This window comes from Mucilaginibacter sp. OK268 (assembly GCF_900103125.1).
Taxonomy (GTDB): Bacteria; Bacteroidota; Bacteroidia; order Sphingobacteriales; family Sphingobacteriaceae; genus Mucilaginibacter.
This window is the reverse complement of sequence record NZ_FNJV01000002.1, coordinates 69,021-90,096: the sequence shown is the minus strand read 5'-3', so window position 1 is coordinate 90,096 and position 21,076 is coordinate 69,021. Positions and strand designations below refer to the sequence as shown.

Here is a 21,076-nt window from a genome sequence, read left to right as displayed (position 1 = left end):
TTTATAAAAACGGAAAATTTAGGCTACAAAACTAGGGAGTTTATGTTTTTTAAAGTCTGCCTGAGCGTTTTAATAGCTTTGCTTATTTGTGTTTCCACCGTCCGGTGCGACAAATTGAGCTCATTGGCAATTTCCCGGGAACTCAAACCTTCATTCCGGCTCATTTTAAATATCAATTGACATTTCTCCGGGAGATTGTCGATCATTTCGTTCACTTGCTGTTGAAGTTCTTTCATTTCAAGTGAATAAAACCCTTCTCCCTGGACTAAAACCTGCAGATGATCTGTTTCATCAATAGAAAGATGATTTTTCCGGTGTAATTGTTTGGCTAAAAAATCGAGTATTTCATAGCGTAGTGCGGCAAAAATATAGGTCTTAAACGAAAACTGCAGTTCTATCCGTTCTCTTCGCCGCCATATTTTTATAAAAAGCTCCTGAACTACTTCTTCGGCGTCCTCCTGACTCTTTAGCCGGTCAAAGGCTTTTGCCAGCATTGGGTTTAAATAGCGGTCGTACAATTCGCCAAATGCAGGGAAATCACCATCTTTTAACATGGCGATCAATTCTTCATCGGATGAGGCGCTTATTTTTTTCATCAGGGGGTTTTCCGAAAACCTTCTAAGATAAAAAACAATATTTAATCCTGCCCTTTAATAACATATTGCGTGAAGAGTATAACTGTTTAGGCAGCGTTTTTGATAGCGCAGAGCGGGAATGTCGTAAAGTACCGACGAAAAAGATGATGTTAAAATGATTTTGATGACTGCTTTCAGTTAATAAATAAGACGCCGCCAACCGTAAGAATGGTATGCGGCAATCTTTATGATGTTATTTTAGACTTATAATGATCGTACTATTCTATTTTATAATGACTAAACAGTCATTTATTAACGATAATGATTGTCTTAACTTATTATACTGCTACTCAGCATTTCTTTTAAACCAGACGATATACGCATTCACAGCTTTTTGCAGAAACTCTTTAGTCGTTCCTTCTTTCAAAACACCGTTTTCATCAAACAACTCATTCACTTTCTGAAGGTAGACTTCTGGCTGCTGCATAGCCGGCATATTAAGAAATACGAGACTTTGCCTTAAATGATGGTTGGCGCCGAAAGCAGACAAATTCCCCGGTGAGCTGCTAAAAACGGCAGCAGGTTTTGCATTCCATACACTTTTACCATAGGGCCTTGAGCCTGCGTCTAATGCATTTTTCAGGACGGCCGGGACCGACCTGTTATATTCCGGCGTAATAAAAATAACACCGTCAACTGTTTTCATCACCTCCCTGAACACCGAAATGGCTTTGGGAACCTCATTGTTGTCATCGAAGTCCTGATTATATACCGGCAGATCATCCAAAGAAATTACTTTAAACTCAAACCCTTCAGGTACCATAGCTAATATGGCTTTACCTATTTTTTTTGAAAATGACTCCTTGCGCAGACTTCCTGCGAGGATACCTATTGTTTTGTTCATGATTTCTCTTGTTTTGATTATTTATAAAAGGGTCAGATATTAATGAACTGTGATATATAAGCACATATCCGCAATAGGGGATATGTACTTAACAGATTGCCGGCCTATTGTTTGTACTCGCCGATTAACAGCACAGATTTGATTGTCCGCCCTTTTTCCGAATCTTCAACAGCCTCATTAATATCCTGAAAAGCATATTTTTTGATCAGCTTGTCAAAAGGAAACTGACCCAGCTGATACATGTGAATTAATTTAGGAATGAACTCCTGCGGAACGCTGTCTCCCTGGTTGATCCACCTGATCTTATAACCCTTAGTCAGGAAGATGTTGGTTTCCAGTTCCAGTGGTTTGCGCGCCACGCCAATGCAAACCATTTCGCCCACCGGAGCCAGGCTGGATAACACATTATTAATTACTTCGTTTCTGCCGGTCGTATCGATGCCATACTGTACACCGTTAGGCAATATTTCCCGAATGCGTTTTTGCACATCTTCAGTTAAACTATTGATGGTATGGGTTGCACCCAATTCTTTTGAAAAGTTCAATCGTTCTTCGTTGATATCAACGGCGATGATCGTTGTCGCTGAAGATGCCTTCGCTGCCATTAATGCTGCTAACCCGACAGCCCCGGTGCCTGTGATGACGATGGTGCTGCCTATTTTAACTTTCAGTGAATTGATCACGGCTCCCGCACCTGTTTGAATCCCACAGCCTAACGGACCTAATATGTCCAACGGTGCATCCTTTGGTACTGAAATAACGTTATTCTTATGGGCTATAGCATAAGTTGCGAAGGAGGATTGAGAAAAGAAGTTATCATTAATCACTTTTCCATCAGGGTAATGGTGGTTATGGGAACCGTCCACTCGGGCACCTGAAAAATTTCGCGGGAAAAATTCATAACAATATGCTGGTGTACCAGACCGGCATATCTCACATTCCCCGCAATAGCCATAGGTCAGTACCACGTGATCGCCAACGTTCAGGTGATGAACGTCCTCACCGATACTTTCAATAACACCCGATCCTTCGTGGCCCAGGATCACGGGAAAGTTGGGAGATCCCATGACGAAATCGCGTGCAACCATATCGGTATGACATATACCTGTTGCTACGATCCTGACCAATACTTCGTCGGATTTGGGTTGATCTAAAATTACTTTTGCCAATTCAAATTCGCTGCCTTGTTCCTTAACGACAGCTGCTGTGATTTCCATAATGTTTGATTAAGTAGTGAATAATTTGATTAATTTATTTGCATTGAGTTTTCTGAAAATCTAAAGGTTACCTGATGGCACAACCATGCGCCGATTCCAATGTAAAAAGGTTTTATTGATCGCCGGTATCATCAGTATGAGCATAGCCACTCCGAAAAGCAATAACGCAATGCTTAGAAATACGGCACGGTTAGTTAGTAACTGGGTTTGCAGTGCAAGACTTTGACCAAGCGCGGCATTAGCCAGGGCTGCTGCCTGATCCGCAGTAAATCCTTTAGCAGCATATATTCCCTGGTAGCCCTTTAGCCGGTCGGCAGTGATCACGTTGTCTGCTGTCAGGTATCCCAAAAATCCCTCTTTGAAGTGCTGGTTGAAATACAACTGCAAGTTGTAATATCCGGCAACTGAATTAGAAGATGCCGTAAACCGGGCGTATGCGGCCACCACAAGACCGGTTGTGCCTGTCTCCGCAGGCAAAGAGGAGACCGTAAAAATGATAATAGGAACAAACAAAAACCCCGAAGCTGCCCCTTGCAGCATGACAGGAAATAGCAGGTCGGTAAAAGACAGATCGGGTGTTATGATAAAACACATCCAAAGATTATAACCGGCCATGAGCAAAAAACCGGCTACCAGGAAGCCTTTGGTGGAATGCCGTTTAGCTAAGGTGAGCTGTGTAGAGACAATCAGCGAAATCACTATTGCGCCCACATTACACAGTCCGAGGCAAATTACCTGGAGCGTACTCCATTTCAAAATCCCGCCCGCATAATTATAAACCAGGTTAATGCTGTCTTTACTTCCATAATAGATGGCCAGCAGGCAAAGCCCGATCAAAAAATTCGGGTATTTAAATGCTTTGATATTGATCAATGGCCTTTTAATAATCGATTGCCTGTAAAAAAAAAGCACTGCACCGCACACCGTAATTGATGTGCTCCAAAATATCCGCGGGTCTGCAAACCAATAATATTTCGAACCGTAGATCATGGTATAGGCAAAAGCCGCAACCGTACAGGAAAACAGGATAAACCCGGCCCAGTCAATCTGGTGTAAAGGGTAGGCTTTATGGCCTGATGTTCCCCGCAAAACCAGCAAACAAATGATGAGTGTGAGTATCTGGAACCCCATCAGGTAATAGTAGGTGACTTTCCAGTCTGCCGAAACAACAACTGCTGCGGCAACTAAACCTATTAGAACCGTATTGGCGAGAATGGTGCCATAAAATACGGCCGAACCAATCGCCTGGGCACGTTCGCTTTCTAAACGTGTAAAGATCAGAATGAGCGCACAGGCAGCCGTATTGCCAACTAAAATACCCTGTAAAAACCGAAGGATGAAAAAAACATTGATGTCATGGCAGTTCACACATAAGCAGTTCAGGAAGACAGCCACTATGATATTAGTGATCAAATAGTTTCTTGTTTCAAAATATTTCAGGAACCGGAACTGAACAGGCAGTATCGAGATAATACCGGCATAGGTCAGCAGCAGCGCAAATGAAATATCTTCAGGCTGCGCTCCCAGGTAAGCGATCATGTAGTTTTGTGTCAGTGAAAACATACCAAACTGCATCAGCGAAACCAACAGGATGAGAAACAGTGCTATACGCACACCCCATTGCCAGTCATTTATCCAGTTTCTAAAATAAACAGGCTTGCTCATGATGCTTTCTTTTTTACAGCTACAGTCACGTTCATTCCGGGAATAAACTGATCTGTATCTTTATCTTCAAATACAATTTTTACTGGCACCCGCTGTATGATCTTCACAAAGTTTCCGGTAGAGTTATCCGGAGGTAAAAGTGAGAACCTGGAACCGGTCGAGCCTGCGATCGCTTCGATCCTGCCTTTAAATGCCTTCCCGTTTATAGCATCGACCCTGATGTCTACCGGCTGGCCTATATACATACCCTCTACCTGCGTTTCTTTATAATTTGCAGTAATCCACTTTTGATTTTCATTGATAATGCTGACCAGCGGCTGACCAGGCTGGATTTGCTGACCTTCTAATATGTTTTTCCGGCCCAATCTCCCGGAATAAGGTGCTCTTATGATGGTATAAGATAGATTGAGCCAGGCCAAATCCAATGCGGCCTGCTTCCGCTTGATATCCGCTTTAAGCAGGGCGAAATGTGTTTTCATTTCTGCAACCCGTGCCTGATTTGTTTTAAGGCTGTTTTGGGCGGCGCTGTAATCACTTGCAGCTACATCATAACGAGCCTGTACCTGTTCCAGATCCGACCCGGTAGCAGCTTCTTCCTTAACCAGGTTTTTATAACGCCTGATATCCTGCTGCTGCTGCACGTACTTTGCCTCCGCGCCTTTGATCTGATCTTTATTAACATCGGTTCCCAATTCTGATGAACGGATTCCGGCTGTCAATACTGTAAGTTGAGCCTGTGCGTCTTCAATGGCGGCTTCCGCGGATTCCAGTTGCGCTTTGTATTCCCTGTCATCGAGTATGACCAGTGTGTCACCCCGTTTAACCAGTTGATGTTCCTCGAACTTAACCTGTTCGATATACCCGCCTGCGCGTGCGGATACCGGATTAATGTAAGATTCCACCTGAGCATCATTGGTTTCCTCATAATGCCGGCTAAAACCCCAGTATTGAATAAAATAATATACTCCGGCGAGGACGACCATGATAGCGATGATCGTGATGACGATATTTCCCGGGTGAATCTTTTGATTTTCTTTTTTCATGTCAAAGGCATTAATTACAAGTTGCCACTGGTGTATAAGAGGTGATAATAAATGGTGAGTGCGTCGGTTTGTGCTTTGACGAGGTTGAATCTCGATTCCTGGTAGAGGTTGTCCGCGTCAAGCAAGTCCGTTAATAAAGCCAGTTGATTAAAGTACTTGGTGGTTACGATGCGGTAATTGACCTGTGATTGTTCCACGGAGCGCTGATTGACTGAAATACGGTTCAGGGCCTCCATATATTTGATGTAATAAGATTTGACATCGGTAGTAATATTATCGGCGATTGCCTGCTGCTGTAGTTCCAGTTCTTTAACCCTGAGCTTACCGGCAGTCACTTTGCTTTTATTGTGGTAAAGCGACGAAATGCTATATTGCGCTTTAAGACCCACAAAACCAATAGCATAGGCCTGATTTACCGAGGGGAAAAACAGATAGTTAGGGTAATTCAGCCCGTAAGCAGTATAAAAACCCAAAGTGGGCATATTGGCACTTTGGATACCGTTGACCCTCGCACGCTGTATTTCCACATTCTCCGCTGCTTTACGTATGCTGTACGAGGATATTCCCGCCCGTTCTATCAGCTGCAGCAGTGAATCGGGCCCTGGCTTCGGCATAGCGGCAGAATCGGTAGGATTAAGGCGGACGCTGTCCGGCACATTCATTAGCACATCCAGTTTTTGATTAGCTATACTAATATCATTCTCTGTTTGCTGCAACGAGAGTTCTACATTGGACAGCATTACTTCGGCGCGTAATACATCACTTTTAGTAACCTTTTGATTTTTATAAAGTGTGTTAATATTCTTAAGACGGGTTTGCGCCCTTTTTAACTGATCCTGGATGTACTTTTTCAAATCGGCAAGCCGGACCAAATCAAGGTACTGGCTGGCAGTTTGCAGCGCAATACTTCCGGATTGGTCTTCAGTATTGAGTTTAGCCAATGACTGCCGGGAGGTTTGTTCTTTTTGAAAAGCCCGCTGGCGTCCGCCGCTGTAAATATTAAATAAGGCATCGATCCCCAATGCCGCCGCATTGGGCGTAGGTTTTCGCGGGCCGGTAGTGGAATGGCTGAGACCCTCAGTAAATAAAGTAAGATCAGAAAAACGTTGATAAGAACCATTTACATTCACTGTAGGCAACGCTGCCCGGTAAGCATCCAGCCGGTCTTCACCTGCCGCACTTTCTTCAGCGCGGGCAGCTTGTACCCATTTGTTTTGGCTTTTTGCAAACTGCACGGCCTCCGTTAGTGAAACACGGAAGCCGGCATCCGGCGCTTGCGCGTACGTAATTTGCATACCTGCGGCTATACTGACCAAGAAAAAAACGGCAGTTACCAGGTGAATTTTCATATTATAATAGCTATAATTAAACATGACACAATTTATTATTGGATTGCACTCCTGAAGGAATAACCATCAGCATAATATGATCGATCATCCGCCGGGCGAAATCATCTCTCATAGGTTCACCTAAATGAATAAGTGAGATCAGATTTGCTGTAAACACAGATGGGATGAACGATAGGATATTGAGTGCGAAAATTTCTGCATCAATGACATTGAAATGCCCAGACTGGATACCGTCTTTAATAATTTTAAGCAGGAAGGAATATATTTGAGCCCTCGCTTCTGACACCATGGAAATAACGGCCGGATATTGTCCGGTCGCAAGTTGATTGTACAACAGCCGATGAAAACTTTTATTGGACGATATCCTCCTGATGTAAACTGTCAGGTAGGCTTCGAGCTTTTCGACAGGACCAAGGTCGAGCTGATTGAACCGGCTGATCTCATTTGCAATTTCAGTTAACCTGTTCCTGAATATTTGAAGATAAAGTGCTTCTTTGGAACCAAAATAATAACTAATCATCGCCGAGTTGATGCCGAGCTCTTTCGATATCATCCTGATCGATGTTCCATCAAAGCCATATTTGGCAAAGAGATCTTCAGCAGCTCTTAATAATGTCTGCCTGCGATTTTGTAACGAATAATCTTTGTGCTCAGTCATATCCAACTCAAAAAAGTTTTGATATGACAAAATTCCTGTAAAAACAGGCAATAAAATTGCCCAAACCACCTCAATATTTGTCGAAATGACTTATCGCCGCAAATTCATTCGTGAACGAATTACAGCGCCTTTGAAAAAAAATATAGGAATTACAGGAGTTTTTTGCGGTACGCTACAGGTGACATTCCGGCATTTGCCCTGAAAAACTTACTGAACACCGACTGGTTTGAGAAATTCAACATATCGCTGATCTGGGAAACGGTAAGCATTTTATTTTGCAGCAGCACCTTGGCTTCCAGGGCTATTGTTTCATCGATCCATTTACCGGCAGACCTGCCCGATTGCTTTTTGATCGCGGCAGAAAGTGATTTGGGCATCACGTGAAGATGATCAGCATAAAATTCAAGTTTGCGCTCGTGCATGAAATTGCGGTTGAGCAATTGTTTGAATTTTGAAAAAAGCGTATAACCGGTTAGCGAAGACTGTCTCCCTGCGCTATGCTGCCGATGAAAAGCATCAATTTCATAGATAAGTGCAAAGATAAGATTGCGGATGATTGGGGCCTGGTGATAGTTAGCCGTTGCCAGGGTTAGTTGAATAATTTCAAAAAACCTGCTGAATTTAATATGATAAACATCGTTTAAGTTGAATACATGCAAATCAGCGTTTTCAAAAAAATCGTAATTGTTAAAAAAAAGGACATCGACATACTTTTCCAGCAAAAAAGCATCTTTAAAAAATATAATATCCATTTTTAAGAGTTCGCTCCGCTTTCGGAAACTGCGGATGACCGAAGGCCCGAGCGTGATGATGGATGGCGCATTAATCTCATACTCGTTTAGCCCGGCCTGTAAAAAGACGGCCCCTTCTTTTAGGTAAGCGATGGCATAGCTCTCGGCCCTGTATGGTTCTTCCAGGTATGGATGCCCCTCAGCTGGAATAAACAAATATTCTCTGCTGGTATCAGGCACGGCGAAAAGGCGGCTATGTCTTGAAAGCGAAAAGGTTTTGATTTCCTTCATTGGTGTGAAATTACGATATTGATTTTACTGATATTCCTTTTTGCCATTTAAAAACCAATTTTTTCAGGTTGCTCCATTTAAACAAATTGTCAAGCCATATCGACAAACCGGCCGTTTAAGCGATTTGTAATATTGCATCAACAACAATCGGTAAATATTTGCCGCTGATTTCGGCGGCAATAAAATAAATTTCAATGTCAGTTCAAACAGCATTCCCGAAAATAACAAGTAAAGTTCTTCAGGACATGAAGAACGCCGCTGAGAAGATCAGCATGCTCACCGCCTATGATTTTTCGATGGCCCGGATCTTTGACGAAGCAGGTGTGGATGTTCTCCTGGTTGGCGACTCAGCTGCCAATGTCATGGCGGGTTATGAAACTACGCTGCCAATGACACTTGAGCATATGATCTATCATACGCAAAGTGTAGCAAGAGCGGTGAAAAGAGCAATGATCATCACCGATCTTCCTTTTGGCTCTTACCAGGGCGACAGCAAACAAGCGCTCAGTTCAGGTATCCGGCTGATGAAAGAAGCGGGCGCGCATGCGCTTAAACTGGAAGGTGGGGAAGAAATTATAGAATCGGTCAGCAGGCTTATCCAGGCGGGTATTCCAGTGATGGGACATCTGGGTCTTACTCCTCAGTCTATTTTTAAATTCGGCAGTTATACTGTCCGTGCGAAGGAAGAGGGCGAAGCGAAAACACTACTGCGCAATGCACAGGTTTTGCAGGATGCCGGATGTTTTAGTATAGTGTTGGAAAAGATCCCGGCGATTTTAGGAAAAGAAGTGGCAGATTCTTTAACAATTCCCATTATAGGCATTGGTGCAGGAAAATACGTTGACGGACAGGTCCTGGTCATGCACGACCTTTTAGGGATATCGAAGGATTTCGCCCCCCGTTTTCTCCGAAGATATCTTGACCTGTACAGCCAGATCACCAACGCCACGAACGCTTATGTTTCAGATGTCAAATCCCGAAAATTCCCCAGCGATAAGGAACAATACTAAAATTTTATAACATGGATCTTACCTCATCCCTCCTTAAATCTGAAATACAATATGTCCTGGTAAACAGAATTTACCCTGATGGTGAAGATTACCTGCTGCTTGACGAGGAGATCTTAGAGGCTGCAAAAATACTGGAGAACGAAAGAGTTTTGATCTTTAACCATAATAATGGGGCAACTTTCGAAACATATGTGCTTAAGGCCGGCAAAGGCAGCCACGCCTGTTTTGTCTGCGGGTCCGCGACAAGACTTGTTCATGCTGGTGATCATATCAATATCCTGAGTTACGCCAGATGGGTTACCGGTCCGCCCCCAACTGAATACCCGTTCATTATCGTTCTCTTTAAAAATCAGCTGCCACTACAGCATTAATTTTTTTTCATCATGACACCATATGGAAATAGTATAGTCATTATCGGCGGCGGGTTCGCCGGTATAAATGTCGCCCAGAATCTATTAAAAAAAGAAAGGGACTTACATATTACGTTAGTCGACCGAAACAATTTCAATTTCTTTCCCCCGCTGCTTTATCAGGTAGCGACAGGCTTTTTAGACGTATCCAACATCAGCTACCCGTACAGAAAATTGTTTAGAAACCATCCTAACTTTACCTTCAGGATGGGCGAACTTCTGGAGATCAAACCCGATCAGAATTTGGTCGTCTTGTCCTCAGGGGAGCTGCGTTATTCCAAACTGATTCTCGCTACTGGTACAGAAAGCAATTTTTTCGGAAATGAAAATGTCCGGAAGCACGCCCTCCCCATGAAAACGGTTGCCGATGCGCTGTTACTAAAAAACACACTCCTGACCAGGTTAGAGGAAGCTACAGTTTCCAATAACCCGATCGAACAAAAAAAGCTAACAAACTTCGTCATTGCGGGTGGCGGACCTACCGGGGTTGAAATAGCTGGTATGCTGTCCGAATTGAAGCAGAACATTTTCAAAAAAGATTACCCCGAACTGGCAGCCCTGTCATTTGATATTTATGTACTGGACGGCTTGCCGACTTTACTGGCACCGATGACAAAAAAATCCCAGGAGTATGCTTTGAAATCGCTGGGATCAATGGGTGCCATTATTAACTTAAATCAACTTGTAAAAGACTATGACGGGGAAAGCGTTCTGCTTGGCGACGGTTCACGGATCGAAACCAAAAACCTGATTTGGACCGCCGGAGTTACCGGGCAGACATTTACCGGATTGCCGGCTGAATTTTATGGACGCGGAAAACGGCTGCTGGTTGATGCCTGTAATAAAGTAAAAGGCACGGCTAATATTTATGCAATCGGAGACAGCTGCCTGCAAACGCTGGACAAAGGGTTCCCTAACGGCCATCCGCAACTGGCCCAGGTCGCCATTCAGCAGGGTAAAAACCTGGCGCATAATATCCATGCAGAAAGGACAGGGCATCCATTAAAGCCATTCCGGTATCATGATAAAGGGTCCATGGCCATTATCGGCAGGAACAAAGCCGTAACGGATCTTCCTAAACCATCTCTTCATTTCCAGGGATTTTTTGCCTGGCTGATGTGGCTTTTCGTGCACCTGCTTTCTCTGGTCAATTTCAGGAATAAACTAAAAACGCTGACCAGCTGGAGCGCAGCATATATTTCCAAAGATCAATACCTGCGAATGATCGTGCGGCCTGCCACCAGGGAATCTGAACATCAGAATACGGAAGCCAAATGAGGTTGCTGATTTGAACACTGCAGATAATGAAATAGCAAACAAAAAGAAAGGCGAACATTTTATTGTCCGCCTTTCTTTCGAAGCTTTTTAGCCAGGATTAATATTCTTCCAGCCCGTCCAATTCGATATTCCAGAATTTACCGGTTTGTTTATTTTCTGTAATGGCTTTAAAGATACCGTTAACCGATTTTTCGATGGTAACCGGTGCAGTGTCGCCGCCCATTCTTGTCTGTACCCATCCCGGGTGCAGTGGCGTTACCCTGATTTTTCTTTCAGCAAGCCTTTGGCTCAGCATTACTGCATACATGTTAATTGCGGCCTTAGACATCCGGTAAGCCGGTGCATTCGGCGCAGCATTACGCAGCAAAGCCATTGCGGTCGATAAAAACACGATCTGTCCGCCATTATTTAAACTATTTAATAATGCTTCTGTGAACAAAACCGTGCCGGTTGTATTGGTAGCAAAGGTGGCATTCATCAAGTCAGCTGTCGGCAGTTCATCTCCTAAGTCCAGACCAACCCCCGCATTATTGACAAGTACATCTATTCTAATCCCGGCTGCTTCGATCTGCTGAGCTACTTTATTAATGCTTTCTGCATTGTTGATGTCTGCCTGAAATACGGTAAGTTTTGGATGTATGTAATCAGCAACTTTGCCGGAACGTGTAATGGCAATCACTTCAGCTCCTTCGGCCAGTAATTTTTTGGTCAGGTCGAGACCGATTCCGTTGCTTGCGCCGGTAACGAGCACTTTTTTAATTGAATTATTCATTTGATCTATATATATGAATGTATCCCGCTTATCCATTAAGCGGAGATTTTTGTTAAATAGCTTTCCAGCAGATGTCTGCGAACCATCCTTTTGAGTCCAAAAAGTGTCGAACAGGCAAAAAACCACTCCGTTCAGCCAGCCTGTCTGTTTCTGCAATCGTATATTTTTGCGACACTTCCATGTAAATCGTTTCATTTTTGGCAAAATGGACGTATTGCCCCCCGATAGAAACCTGCTGATCACTTAAACTGACCAGGTAGCTTTTACAAGCTCCGGTCTCCGGGTCGTAGGATTGATAATGTTCAAAATGTCCCAAATCAAAATCGCCTTCAAGTTCCCTATTGATTCTTGAAAGCAGGTTCAGATTGAATTTTGCAGTTATCCCCGCAGCGTCATCGTAGGCATTAAGGATCGTTCGCGGATTTTTTTTCAGGTCAAAACCTATTATCAGCAGATCCCCCGGCTGCAGATGTTCACGCAGGGTTTCGCAGAAGGAAGTGGCTTCTTCTTCACTCATATTTCCAATATTGGCCCCTAAAAACAGGATCACCCTGCGTCTTTGGCCTCGTAGTGAAGTCTGTGCAAGCATTTCAAAATACTCGCCTGCTAAGGGAATAACCGACAGTTTCGGTATTTTTCGTTCTAATCTTTCCTGCAGCACATGAAGAATATTACCTGATATGTCGATGGGCAAGTAATTAAAATCTACCCCTGTATTTGCAAGGTAGGAAAGCAGATATTCTGATTTCGTGGCATCGCCTGCACCCAGTTCTACCAGATCAAAGGGTTCACCTGATGAACAGATATTGCCGGCCAGCTCTGCTGTCCGGCTGCTGAAAATTTCCAGTTCGCAACCCGTCAGGTAATACTCCGGGCATGCCATGATCTGCTGAAAAAGCGAGTCACCCTGTTCATCATAAAAGAATTTAGATTGTAACCTTTTGGGTGTTTCGGTAAGGCCCTGCAAAACTTCTTCCTCAAACTTATTAATGATAAGGTCGGGCGCAGTAATGCCTGAATCAAGAGTTGAGTTCAAATTCATTAATTTATTCATTAGTTGGCAGGATTCGCAGATCGCGGAAAAAGCCTTCGGTTCCCACATCTACCCATAAGCCAATGCCTCCGGCCGTATCAGCACCAAGTTTTAAATCGTTGACCAGGAAAGCCGGAAACTTGCTGTCATTGATATAGAGTTTGGCTTGATTTCCTTTTATCTCTATTTTTAGTTTTATCCATTCGTTTAACCCGATATCCGCATGTGTTTCATATACTTCGGGATTTTCTTTTCTTAGGCGGGAATAAGGATAGTCCGGAAATGAGAAATATTGTACCGTATGATTTCTGCGGACCTGGTCGTCCGTGCGGCCGTTTGTGGGACGAATATAAATTCCTTCAAATCTGGAATTGTCGTCATTGATGTGAAATGCGATGCCTATAAAACCACGGTCGTCTTTTTTGGCGGTTTTAAGCAGCCTGCTGAGCACTTTTACCTCGATGACGCCGTTTTTAAAAACAACTTTGTTCAATTTTGCAAATGTCGGCTGATCCACGGCCTTAACCGCAGTATCCTTACAAACTTTTACCACGTCGTTTGCATCCAGGTTCCGGACAGCTATGGAAACCTGGACAGGGGAAAGACTTGCCGCGTTTAATTTGATATTTTGTCCATAGGAATGGGTCAACAGGAAGGTATTTAGTAAAGTAAAAGCGATTAGTTTTTTCATAAGTCTATAGATCAATTAAAGGTATAAGGCCTCAAGGCAGCACGACAATTTTTCCGGCGGCGGTATTACTGTCCATTAAATGATGTGCCGCTGCTATATTCGCCAGACTGAAAGTGCGGCCGACAGGGAGTTTAATTTTCCCCGCTTCAACATCGCCTATAAATTGCTGAAAGCTTTGTGCATTGACCCTGATCTGCCCGCTGTCATAAACAGTCAGGCTGACGGTGGCCGGGATATATTCCATGGGTGCAAATTCATTAAAGGACCACTGCTCCGCCAGCATGCCGGTCATACAGACAATGCCCCCGGGGGCGGCGCAGCTGAGTGAATCTTTCAGCGTAGCAGTACCTATCAGTTCTAACACTTTATTTATGCCGAAAGGATAAACCGCACGAATTTGCCTGGTCAGGTCCCCGTCGTCGATCATTACCTGATCTGCACCATTTTTCAGCAGCATTTCTTTTTTATCCGGGTTCCTGGTTGTTGCAATCACAGTCAGACCGCTGTTTTTAGCCAATTGTGCAGCCAGGAGCCCAATAGAGGAAGTACCGCCGCGGATCAGAATAGTTTCACCGGGTTGGATCTTTAAGGCCAACTGCAATGAACCGAACACCGTTTGAAACATTTCCGGCATCGCTCCTAACTGCTCCCAGGACAGGTGGCTTTCAAAGGAACTGAGCAGAGGCTTAGGCAATAATGCATATTCTGCATAACTGCCATTAAAATCCCTGCCCATACCGCCCATGAAGGCGGCTACCTTTTGCCCCGGCTTAAATTCCCCTGAAAGGTCGTTTACTACTTCGCCGACACATTCAATACCCAGTACCCGCGGAAAAACCACATCAGCCGAATAGCCCTTCCGGGTCATCAGTTCCGAACGGTTGAGTCCAAAAGCTTTAACTTGAACCAGTACCCATCCGCTTTTGGGTTCAGGTAACGGCAAGTCCTCCAAAACAAAGTTTTCGGGACCGCCGGGACGATAAATTAATGCTGCTTTCATGTTAGGTGTGAATATCTTTAGACCGAAAAATATTAATCCTGTACTTTGTTAAACAGGTAACGGTAAATCTTCCAATCTGTACCGTCTTTCCGTAATACAAAAAAATCCCTGCTGGTATGGAGTATTTCGTCGCCTCCATTTGGCACGGTTGTCGTGCGGGCGGTAGCGTCAATGAAGGCAAATTCATTTCCTACTGTAACGCTTTGTATATCGTATTTGATCTTAAAAGTCTTGTTCTGAAGGAATTTGCCGCCTGCTGCATCTAAATCTTTTTTCGTCAACGTTTTAAATCCGTCAGGCATAAACAGGCCATCAAAGGCATAGAAGGAAGAAATTGATGCGAGGTTTGCCTTGTTCAATACTGCTGCATAGCCGTACAGCAATTGTTCTGCAGCTTGTTTTTCATTTATAGTGCTCATATGGATCTTTGAAATTTGAAAAATATAAACCTGTTGTTCATTCTACGTATCAATTATTGTTGCAGAAAAGGCACAATATCTGCCCATACCGCCGGAAAATTCACCAAGAAGGCGGGGTGCGGAGCATTGGGTATAATAGCCAATTGAACTTTAGGAAACATATAATAAGCTGCGATCACGGTTTTAAGCCGTGCATTTTGATCAAGCTCGCCCGCCATCAATAATACCGGGCAGTGAACTTTTGAAAACACTTCGCTGCTTATATTTACAGAATTGTAATACTTATTGATCGATGCCAGCCAGGCATCTAACTTTTCAGGCTGAGGTGACAGCGCCAGTTGTTGCTTCCAATAAAGGCTATCAAGGGCAAACGCGTCTTTCCGGGTTACGTTGAACGTTCTTGAACCCTTTAGCCATTCTCCTGCACCGATCGTAATCAGTTTCTTTACCTTTTCCGGATACATACCTGCAAAATAGTAGGCGGTATAACCGCCGTCACTGAATCCTAAAACGGTAACGCTATCTTTGGTCGTTACCTGTACGATAGCGTTCACATCATTCGCTTTCTGCTCATAGGTGGGTTCGGTGGTACCCATTTCTGATTTTCCATGACCTCGGGTTGAGATAGCGATTACCTGATAAGTCCTGGATAGGCTGTCAATAAATCTTCCCATTTCATAAGTTGATCCGAAAACCCCGCCGTGTAAAATGACCAGCGGTTTTCCCTTGCCATAAACTTCATAGTAAATACGGGCGTTCCCCGTGTTCAGGTAGTGGCCCGCTTTGGGATTGTTGCCGTAAGGAATTGCACCGTCAGGTGTCGAACCAGCCTGCATAAAACCTCTCAGGCGATTCAGGTCCTGGGCATTAGTGCCGAGTGAAAATATCAGCGATATGATAACAAGTATCAAGCCTGATTTTTTATTTAACAATTTCATTTTTTTATTTATTTATTTATTAGAATAGCCTGTTTTAGGGCCACGATACTATTTTTCTAAATCGGGATCTACGACAAGGGCATTAAATTCAGGACTAACTTTCTTATAAACTGCTGTAGGTTCAACGGTAATGTAGAATTCAAATGTGGGGCCTACGATCAGTTCCAGCAAGTGCCCTCCATGGCATAAGCCGTCACTTGTCGCTACACTGGCATGTGAATGTGCAAAAGGTTTACCATTGTAAAGGGAAATATCGCCTGTAAGGCCGGTTACTTCAGAAGGTTCGCTGATATCAGTGAGCTTAAACATTTTGCGATCCTTATCATACCAGCCAAGTTTGGCTGAGGTCGCATCGCCAAACGCCGTATAATGCGCATTTTTTACCTGATATTTTTGTGCGAATTCTGCTATACCCGAGGTTACTTCATCGCCGGTTGCAAGCACCAACAGGTAAGTCCTGGTTTTCCCATTCGTGCTTAACAGTTTTACTTTTGCACCAGGCGCTCTTCCGGGTTTCGCCGGTTGTGTTAATGACACATATTCCTGTGCTTTTGCGGCAACAGACCCACATAAAATTAAAAATGCCGCAATTGCAAATTTTGGAATTTTCACGGACGCCACTAGTTTTAATAATCCTTTCATCGTTATAATTATTTAACGATACAAAGGTGAGCAGACTAACGCGAACAGGCCAATGAACTTTGTTAAGAAATATTCTTAAACAAGTTTAAGAATTAGTTTTTATGGACCATTTTTTTTCTGACCTTGCTTAGGAATTCAGGAGTTATACCGAGGTAAGAGGCGATTTGAATATTGGGTAAACGGTTAGCCAAATTCGGATAACGGTCCATAAAGTTGATATATCTATTCTCCGCTGTAACACTGATATTCTGCATTACACGGTTTTGGAGATCGATGTATTTTCTTTCAACAATAATCCGAAAATTCCGATCGAACTTATGATAATTAGTATATAGATAGAGCAGATCATCGTGTTTGATCTGTAGCACTACAGACGGCTCAACTGCTTCGATATAAAGGCTGCTTGGCTCTTCAGCATAGAAGCTCGAAAGATCAGTGATCCATTCATTCTCGGCTGCGAACTGCAAATTGTGCTCCTTTCCATTTTCGTCAATTGCATATTGCCTGAAACAGCCGGACACAATAAAAGTAAAGTATTTGCAAACATCGCCCTGCTGCAAAATAAAGCCGCGTCGTTTGACACTGCGCTCTGTGAATCTCGCGGGTATTTCCTGACGTTCAAGATGGTTTAGCGGGAAGTATTGTTCAAAGGACTTTAACAATGCCGCTACCGGTAAATTTTCTTTATTCACGATTGATGCCTGATTTAATTTTTTTGTATCAAATTAAGGTATTAGCCTTTAATTTTAAATGATTTTGCGCCTGTTTTTGAAACTCTTCCGCTGTTTGCCCGCTCTGCTTTTTGAAAAATCGGCTGAAGTACGGACGGTCAGAAAACCCTAGCTCATAAGCAATTTCTTTGATCGTATGTTCACTGTGAATAATGAGCCGCTTAGCCTCTAATATGATCCGGTCATGGATGATTTGCGTACCTGTCTTACCCAGTTTTTCCTTTAAAATCTGATTAAGCCTTTTGGAGCTGATATCCAGTTTGCCTGCATAAAAATCGATATTGCGAACCTGTAGATAGTTACCTTCCAGCAGCATTAAAAATTCATAGATCCTTTTCTGGTGAATGTCATGTCCGGTAAATTCCTGCTCTTTAACTTTGATCAGTTTCAACAGGAAGACTTTAAGTAATGCCTTCAGAATAATTAGTTCATCGGGCGATTTCTGATATTCCGTAATCAACAATTGGTAAATGCCGCTCAAGTCTTCCGCGGCAGCTTTGTCTAATCTTAAACAGGAGAATTCTCCCTGCACGTTAAATATTTTAAAAATATCCAGCAAAAACTCTTTGTCTTCCTCCTCCAGGATCTCCCTTTTAAAGGAGATTAACTCACCATTCTTTCCCGCTTTATTCAGCTGGTGTACCCGGTAAGGAGGGATCAGATAAATCCAGTTGCCTTTTACTTCGAAATCATTTGTTTTTAAAGCATGTAACGGATCTTCATTTTTTAACCATACAATTTCAAAAAAGTCCTTCCTGCCCGGATCGTTTAAGTAACTGGGCGGGCAGTTATGTAAGTTTCTGATGTAGATCATGGCACTTTCCAGCCGACTTTCTTTTGACTGATTCATCATTTTATAAAGGTAGGTACTTCAATTTTAATGTAGTGGATAATCGGCTAATTATAGTGGACTATTCGGAAATGACAGGTAAATATCAGTTTATTTATGACTTTGACTTGATGGAATTTCCTGATAGTCCACCCGATCAGGCTGTTTGTGTAATCGTTTCTGCCCGGGTGCGGAATACTTTTGTCACCGAATTAAAAACGCTGTCCAATGGATTCGATACATGAAAAAAGTGAAACGACGGCAATAGCCATCCATAACAATCTTAAACAGATATTACAGGAAAACATAGCGTTGACCGAAAATATCGACTACTCCAATTTTTCGGAGTTGCTGGGCGGTATCCAACAAGCCGATGCCATTTTTCTCATCGCGTCCGGGCGGTCTGGTTTTTCTATGCGCTCAGTCGCGATGCGCCTGATGCACCTGGGTTTAAAAGTGTATTTCGTTGGCGATACAACTACTCCCGCGATTAAAGCGGGTGATTTGTTATGGGCAGCATCGGGATCTGGTAGTACAGGAACAATTGTAAAAGCAGCGGAGAAAGCAAAACAGGAGGGAGCTGATGTAATTGCGGTAAGCACTAATGCATCCTCGGCTCTTGCCAAAATTGCGGACACACACATACTTATACCTGCCGCCGAAAAACAGGATCATGGCGGGACGCGATCAAAACAGTATGCAGGAAGTTTATTTGAACAAGCGTTGCTCTTATTGGGAGACGCGGTTTTTATAGAATTATGGAAAATTGATGGTACACCTGCCGAAGAACTTTGGAAACGTCATGCTAACATGGAATAAATAATAATCAATCATATAATTAAAATTTAATAAATAAAAAATGGCAAAATTACAAGTAGCAATAGACTTATTGACAACCGAGGACGCGTTAGCGCTTGCCGCTAAAGTGGCTCCTTATGTGGATATCATTGAATTAGGTACTCCGCTTATCAAGAATATGGGTTCCGCCGTGATCACAGCGATGAAGAACGCGCATCCTGACAAACTTGTGTTTGCTGACCTTAAAACCGCCGATGCCGGAGAACTGGAGGCCGATATTGCATTTAAAGCAGGGGCTGATTTAGTTACGGTCATGGGAGCAGCAGGAAATGCAACTATCATTGGAGCGGTTAAAGCAGCCAAAGCGCACAATAAAGGAGTTGTTGTGGATACTATTGGTTATCCCGATCGCGTAAAACGAGCTCAGGAAGTGATTAAATTAGGTGTTGAATTTGTTGAACTGCATGCAGGTCTGGACGAACAATGGACAGCAGGATATTCTATCCAGGTACTGATCGATGAAGCAGCAAGGGCAGGTGTGCCTGTTTCTATAGCAGGTGGGGTAAACCTGACCAACATCTCTGCGGTTATCAAAGCCGGTGCCCAGGTAGCCGTAGCCGGTGCCGCAATTTACGGTGCCGAAGATCCTGCGGCCGCTGCCAAAGCGCTCCGGGAAGCAATTGATGCCGTTTAAGTAATAGTAACCGAATACGAAAGTTCTCATATGTGCAGAAATAAGAAGCCCCCCGGATTACCGGGGGCTTCTAAACAGATACATTTGTGGCTCATTATACTCCCTGGTAATCGGCGTGGTATTCTATTCTTAAACTATGTTAAGTATATTTCTTAAACTTGTTTATGAACCCGTTCAGTGGTGCCGGTTTACTTTTACAGTAAAACTCAGTTTTATGAAAAGAAAGCTTTACCGGCTCGCCGCAATCATTTGCTCCCTGTCTATTTACAATAATACTGTCGGACAGATCCCCTCAATAATTCCGGCCAATGGAAATATATATTAAACCGGAAGCTGGCAATGATCAAAATACAGGTTTAAAGGCAGCGCCGCTATGGACGACGGTGCTGATGTCATTGTCAAAAAAAGATGGAAAAGTTGAAATCGAGGAAGGTCTGGCCAAACGGAATTATCTTCATTTAAAGCAGGGGACGTTAGGTGCAAATCTCGGTGCCGGACTATTTACCAGATAGAATTTATTGCGTTAACCGCTAATCGCAGGCCCCGTATAAGGAGAAAACGTAACCTGGCGCGGTTAATTCGGGCATGCAGCCTGATGAGTTTATTGGAAAAGCTGATATTTCCCGGACAAATTGATCAATATAAACTAACAAACAGCTGAAAATAATATTTTTGCGCTTTGTTAGCCCAAGGCACTTTTAAACCACTAATCCGTTCCCGCTAACATAAAGCTGAACAACTTGAGGTGTGTCCGGTATGTTGAAACGCATTAATGTTGTAATTTAGAGATCTGATTAATCATGGGCACATATACTGATCTTTCTGACGACAAACTGGTCGCTCTTTTAAAACAGGGGAACGAGCAGGCTCTAAAGGAGATTTTTACACGTTATAACAAACTGCTGTACAGTTACGCCTATAAAAAACTGGAAGATCAGGAAGAAGCGAAAGACCTTGTGCAGGATTTATTCATCAGGCTCTGGAGCAACCGCGAATCTTTTGTCCTGAAAACATCCCTGCCGTCTTACCTTTTCCGTGCAGTAAGAAACCGGGCTTTGGATATCTTCGCACATAAAAAAATCAAAAGTGATTACGTCGCCTCGTTTCAGGCATTTATTGATCTTCCTCAGTCTACAACTGACTATTTGGTGCGGGAAAAGGATATTTCCGCGTTAATAGACCGCGAAATTCAGTCATTACCACCAAAAATGCGTGAAATTTTCATCCTAAGCCGTAAAGAAAATTATTCTCACAAGGAAATAGCAAAAAAAATAGGCATTTCTGAAGAAACGGTAACCAAGCAAATCAAAAGGGCGCTAAAAATCCTTCGCCTTAGACTGAAACTGATCTTAATTATCGCGTTCTTACTGTCGGAGTGATTTTTATTGTATTTTTTTT

The 21,076-nt window shown here is 43.2% G+C and carries 24 protein-coding genes; 7 read left to right on the top strand and 17 right to left on the bottom strand.

Annotated features, from left to right (window positions below):
* Positions 1-23 precede the first annotated feature (23 nt).
* From BLR84_RS06230 to BLR84_RS06195, 8 genes are all read right to left on the bottom strand, one after another.
* Positions 24-596, bottom strand: a complete 573-nt coding sequence (locus BLR84_RS06230; protein WP_090466080.1) for an RNA polymerase sigma factor — start codon at positions 594-596, stop codon at positions 24-26.
* A 325-nt stretch (positions 597-921) separates the two neighbouring features.
* Complete coding sequence (locus BLR84_RS06225; protein ID WP_090466077.1) at positions 922-1,479, bottom strand: NADPH-dependent FMN reductase; 558 nt, start codon at positions 1,477-1,479, stop codon at positions 922-924.
* A gap of 104 nt (positions 1,480-1,583) precedes the next feature.
* Entirely contained in the window at positions 1,584-2,696 is a 1,113-nt protein-coding gene (locus BLR84_RS06220; protein ID WP_090466073.1) for an NAD(P)-dependent alcohol dehydrogenase, read from the bottom strand.
* A 60-nt stretch (positions 2,697-2,756) separates the two neighbouring features.
* Positions 2,757-4,361 (bottom strand): MFS transporter, encoded by a 1,605-nt coding sequence (locus tag BLR84_RS06215; protein ID WP_090466070.1) that lies wholly within the window; start codon positions 4,359-4,361, stop codon positions 2,757-2,759.
* Positions 4,358-5,404, bottom strand: a complete 1,047-nt coding sequence (locus BLR84_RS06210) for an HlyD family secretion protein (RefSeq protein ID WP_090466067.1) — start codon at positions 5,402-5,404, stop codon at positions 4,358-4,360. The genes BLR84_RS06215 and BLR84_RS06210 overlap by 4 nt, the downstream gene beginning before the upstream one ends.
* A 14-nt stretch (positions 5,405-5,418) precedes the next feature.
* Positions 5,419-6,753, bottom strand: a complete 1,335-nt coding sequence (locus tag BLR84_RS06205) for a TolC family protein (RefSeq protein WP_218128231.1) — start codon at positions 6,751-6,753, stop codon at positions 5,419-5,421.
* A gap of 16 nt (positions 6,754-6,769) precedes the next feature.
* The gene (locus BLR84_RS06200) at positions 6,770-7,411 is read right to left on the bottom strand and encodes a TetR/AcrR family transcriptional regulator (protein ID WP_090466061.1); all 642 of its coding nucleotides are present in this window, start codon (positions 7,409-7,411) and stop codon (positions 6,770-6,772) included.
* A gap of 149 nt (positions 7,412-7,560) precedes the next feature.
* Positions 7,561-8,433, bottom strand: a complete 873-nt coding sequence (locus BLR84_RS06195; RefSeq protein WP_090466059.1) for a helix-turn-helix domain-containing protein — start codon at positions 8,431-8,433, stop codon at positions 7,561-7,563.
* A 194-nt stretch (positions 8,434-8,627) separates the two neighbouring features.
* Between BLR84_RS06195 and panB the strand changes: the two genes are divergently transcribed.
* From panB to BLR84_RS06180, 3 genes are read left to right on the top strand one after another with little or no spacing between them, the layout of a single operon-like run.
* Positions 8,628-9,443, top strand: coding sequence for a 3-methyl-2-oxobutanoate hydroxymethyltransferase (panB, locus tag BLR84_RS06190; protein ID WP_090466056.1), 816 nt, complete (start codon positions 8,628-8,630; stop codon positions 9,441-9,443).
* A gap of 11 nt (positions 9,444-9,454) precedes the next feature.
* A complete protein-coding gene (locus tag BLR84_RS06185) occupies positions 9,455-9,814 on the top strand; it encodes an aspartate 1-decarboxylase (RefSeq protein WP_090466053.1) in 360 nt (119 codons plus the stop codon).
* A gap of 12 nt (positions 9,815-9,826) precedes the next feature.
* Positions 9,827-11,131, top strand: coding sequence for an NAD(P)/FAD-dependent oxidoreductase (locus tag BLR84_RS06180; protein WP_090466049.1), 1,305 nt, complete (start codon positions 9,827-9,829; stop codon positions 11,129-11,131).
* Positions 11,132-11,228: 97 nt separating this feature from the next.
* Here BLR84_RS06180 and BLR84_RS06175 read toward each other — a convergent pair whose 3' ends face one another.
* From BLR84_RS06175 to BLR84_RS06135, 9 genes are all read right to left on the bottom strand, one after another.
* Positions 11,229-11,903, bottom strand: a complete 675-nt coding sequence (locus tag BLR84_RS06175; RefSeq protein WP_176851975.1) for an SDR family NAD(P)-dependent oxidoreductase — start codon at positions 11,901-11,903, stop codon at positions 11,229-11,231.
* Between the two features lie 52 nt (positions 11,904-11,955).
* The gene (gene egtD, locus BLR84_RS06170) at positions 11,956-12,945 is read right to left on the bottom strand and encodes an L-histidine N(alpha)-methyltransferase (protein ID WP_255366870.1); all 990 of its coding nucleotides are present in this window, start codon (positions 12,943-12,945) and stop codon (positions 11,956-11,958) included.
* Positions 12,946-12,949: 4 nt separating this feature from the next.
* Positions 12,950-13,627, bottom strand: coding sequence for a 3-keto-alpha-glucoside-1,2-lyase-like domain-containing protein (locus BLR84_RS06165; RefSeq protein WP_090466040.1), 678 nt, complete (start codon positions 13,625-13,627; stop codon positions 12,950-12,952).
* Between the two features lie 31 nt (positions 13,628-13,658).
* On the bottom strand, positions 13,659-14,627 hold the full coding sequence (locus tag BLR84_RS06160) for a zinc-binding alcohol dehydrogenase family protein (protein WP_090466037.1): 969 nt from the start codon (positions 14,625-14,627) through the stop codon (positions 13,659-13,661).
* A gap of 32 nt (positions 14,628-14,659) precedes the next feature.
* The gene (locus BLR84_RS06155) at positions 14,660-15,046 is read right to left on the bottom strand and encodes a nuclear transport factor 2 family protein (protein ID WP_090466034.1); all 387 of its coding nucleotides are present in this window, start codon (positions 15,044-15,046) and stop codon (positions 14,660-14,662) included.
* A 53-nt stretch (positions 15,047-15,099) separates the two neighbouring features.
* Positions 15,100-15,984, bottom strand: a complete 885-nt coding sequence (locus BLR84_RS06150) for an alpha/beta fold hydrolase (RefSeq protein WP_090466032.1) — start codon at positions 15,982-15,984, stop codon at positions 15,100-15,102.
* Positions 15,985-16,032: 48 nt separating this feature from the next.
* Positions 16,033-16,626, bottom strand: coding sequence for a PPC domain-containing DNA-binding protein (locus BLR84_RS06145; protein WP_090466030.1), 594 nt, complete (start codon positions 16,624-16,626; stop codon positions 16,033-16,035).
* A gap of 92 nt (positions 16,627-16,718) precedes the next feature.
* Entirely contained in the window at positions 16,719-17,318 is a 600-nt protein-coding gene (locus tag BLR84_RS06140) for a Crp/Fnr family transcriptional regulator (RefSeq protein ID WP_255366869.1), read from the bottom strand.
* 28 nt (positions 17,319-17,346) lie between these two features.
* Positions 17,347-18,210 carry a helix-turn-helix domain-containing protein gene (locus BLR84_RS06135; protein WP_090466028.1) on the bottom strand — a complete coding sequence of 288 codons (864 nt, stop codon included), beginning with the start codon at positions 18,208-18,210 and terminating at the stop codon, positions 17,347-17,349.
* Positions 18,211-18,414: 204 nt separating this feature from the next.
* Between BLR84_RS06135 and hxlB the strand changes: the two genes are divergently transcribed.
* From hxlB to BLR84_RS06115, 4 genes are all read left to right on the top strand, one after another.
* Positions 18,415-19,005, top strand: coding sequence for a 6-phospho-3-hexuloisomerase (hxlB, locus tag BLR84_RS06130; protein WP_090466025.1), 591 nt, complete (start codon positions 18,415-18,417; stop codon positions 19,003-19,005).
* A gap of 40 nt (positions 19,006-19,045) precedes the next feature.
* On the top strand, positions 19,046-19,678 hold the full coding sequence (gene hxlA, locus BLR84_RS06125) for a 3-hexulose-6-phosphate synthase (protein ID WP_090466022.1): 633 nt from the start codon (positions 19,046-19,048) through the stop codon (positions 19,676-19,678).
* A 308-nt stretch (positions 19,679-19,986) separates the two neighbouring features.
* The gene (locus BLR84_RS06120; protein WP_090466019.1) at positions 19,987-20,190 is read left to right on the top strand and encodes a hypothetical protein; all 204 of its coding nucleotides are present in this window, start codon (positions 19,987-19,989) and stop codon (positions 20,188-20,190) included.
* Between the two features lie 288 nt (positions 20,191-20,478).
* Positions 20,479-21,057 carry an RNA polymerase sigma factor gene (locus tag BLR84_RS06115; RefSeq protein ID WP_090466016.1) on the top strand — a complete coding sequence of 193 codons (579 nt, stop codon included), beginning with the start codon at positions 20,479-20,481 and terminating at the stop codon, positions 21,055-21,057.
* Positions 21,058-21,076 lie beyond the last annotated feature (19 nt).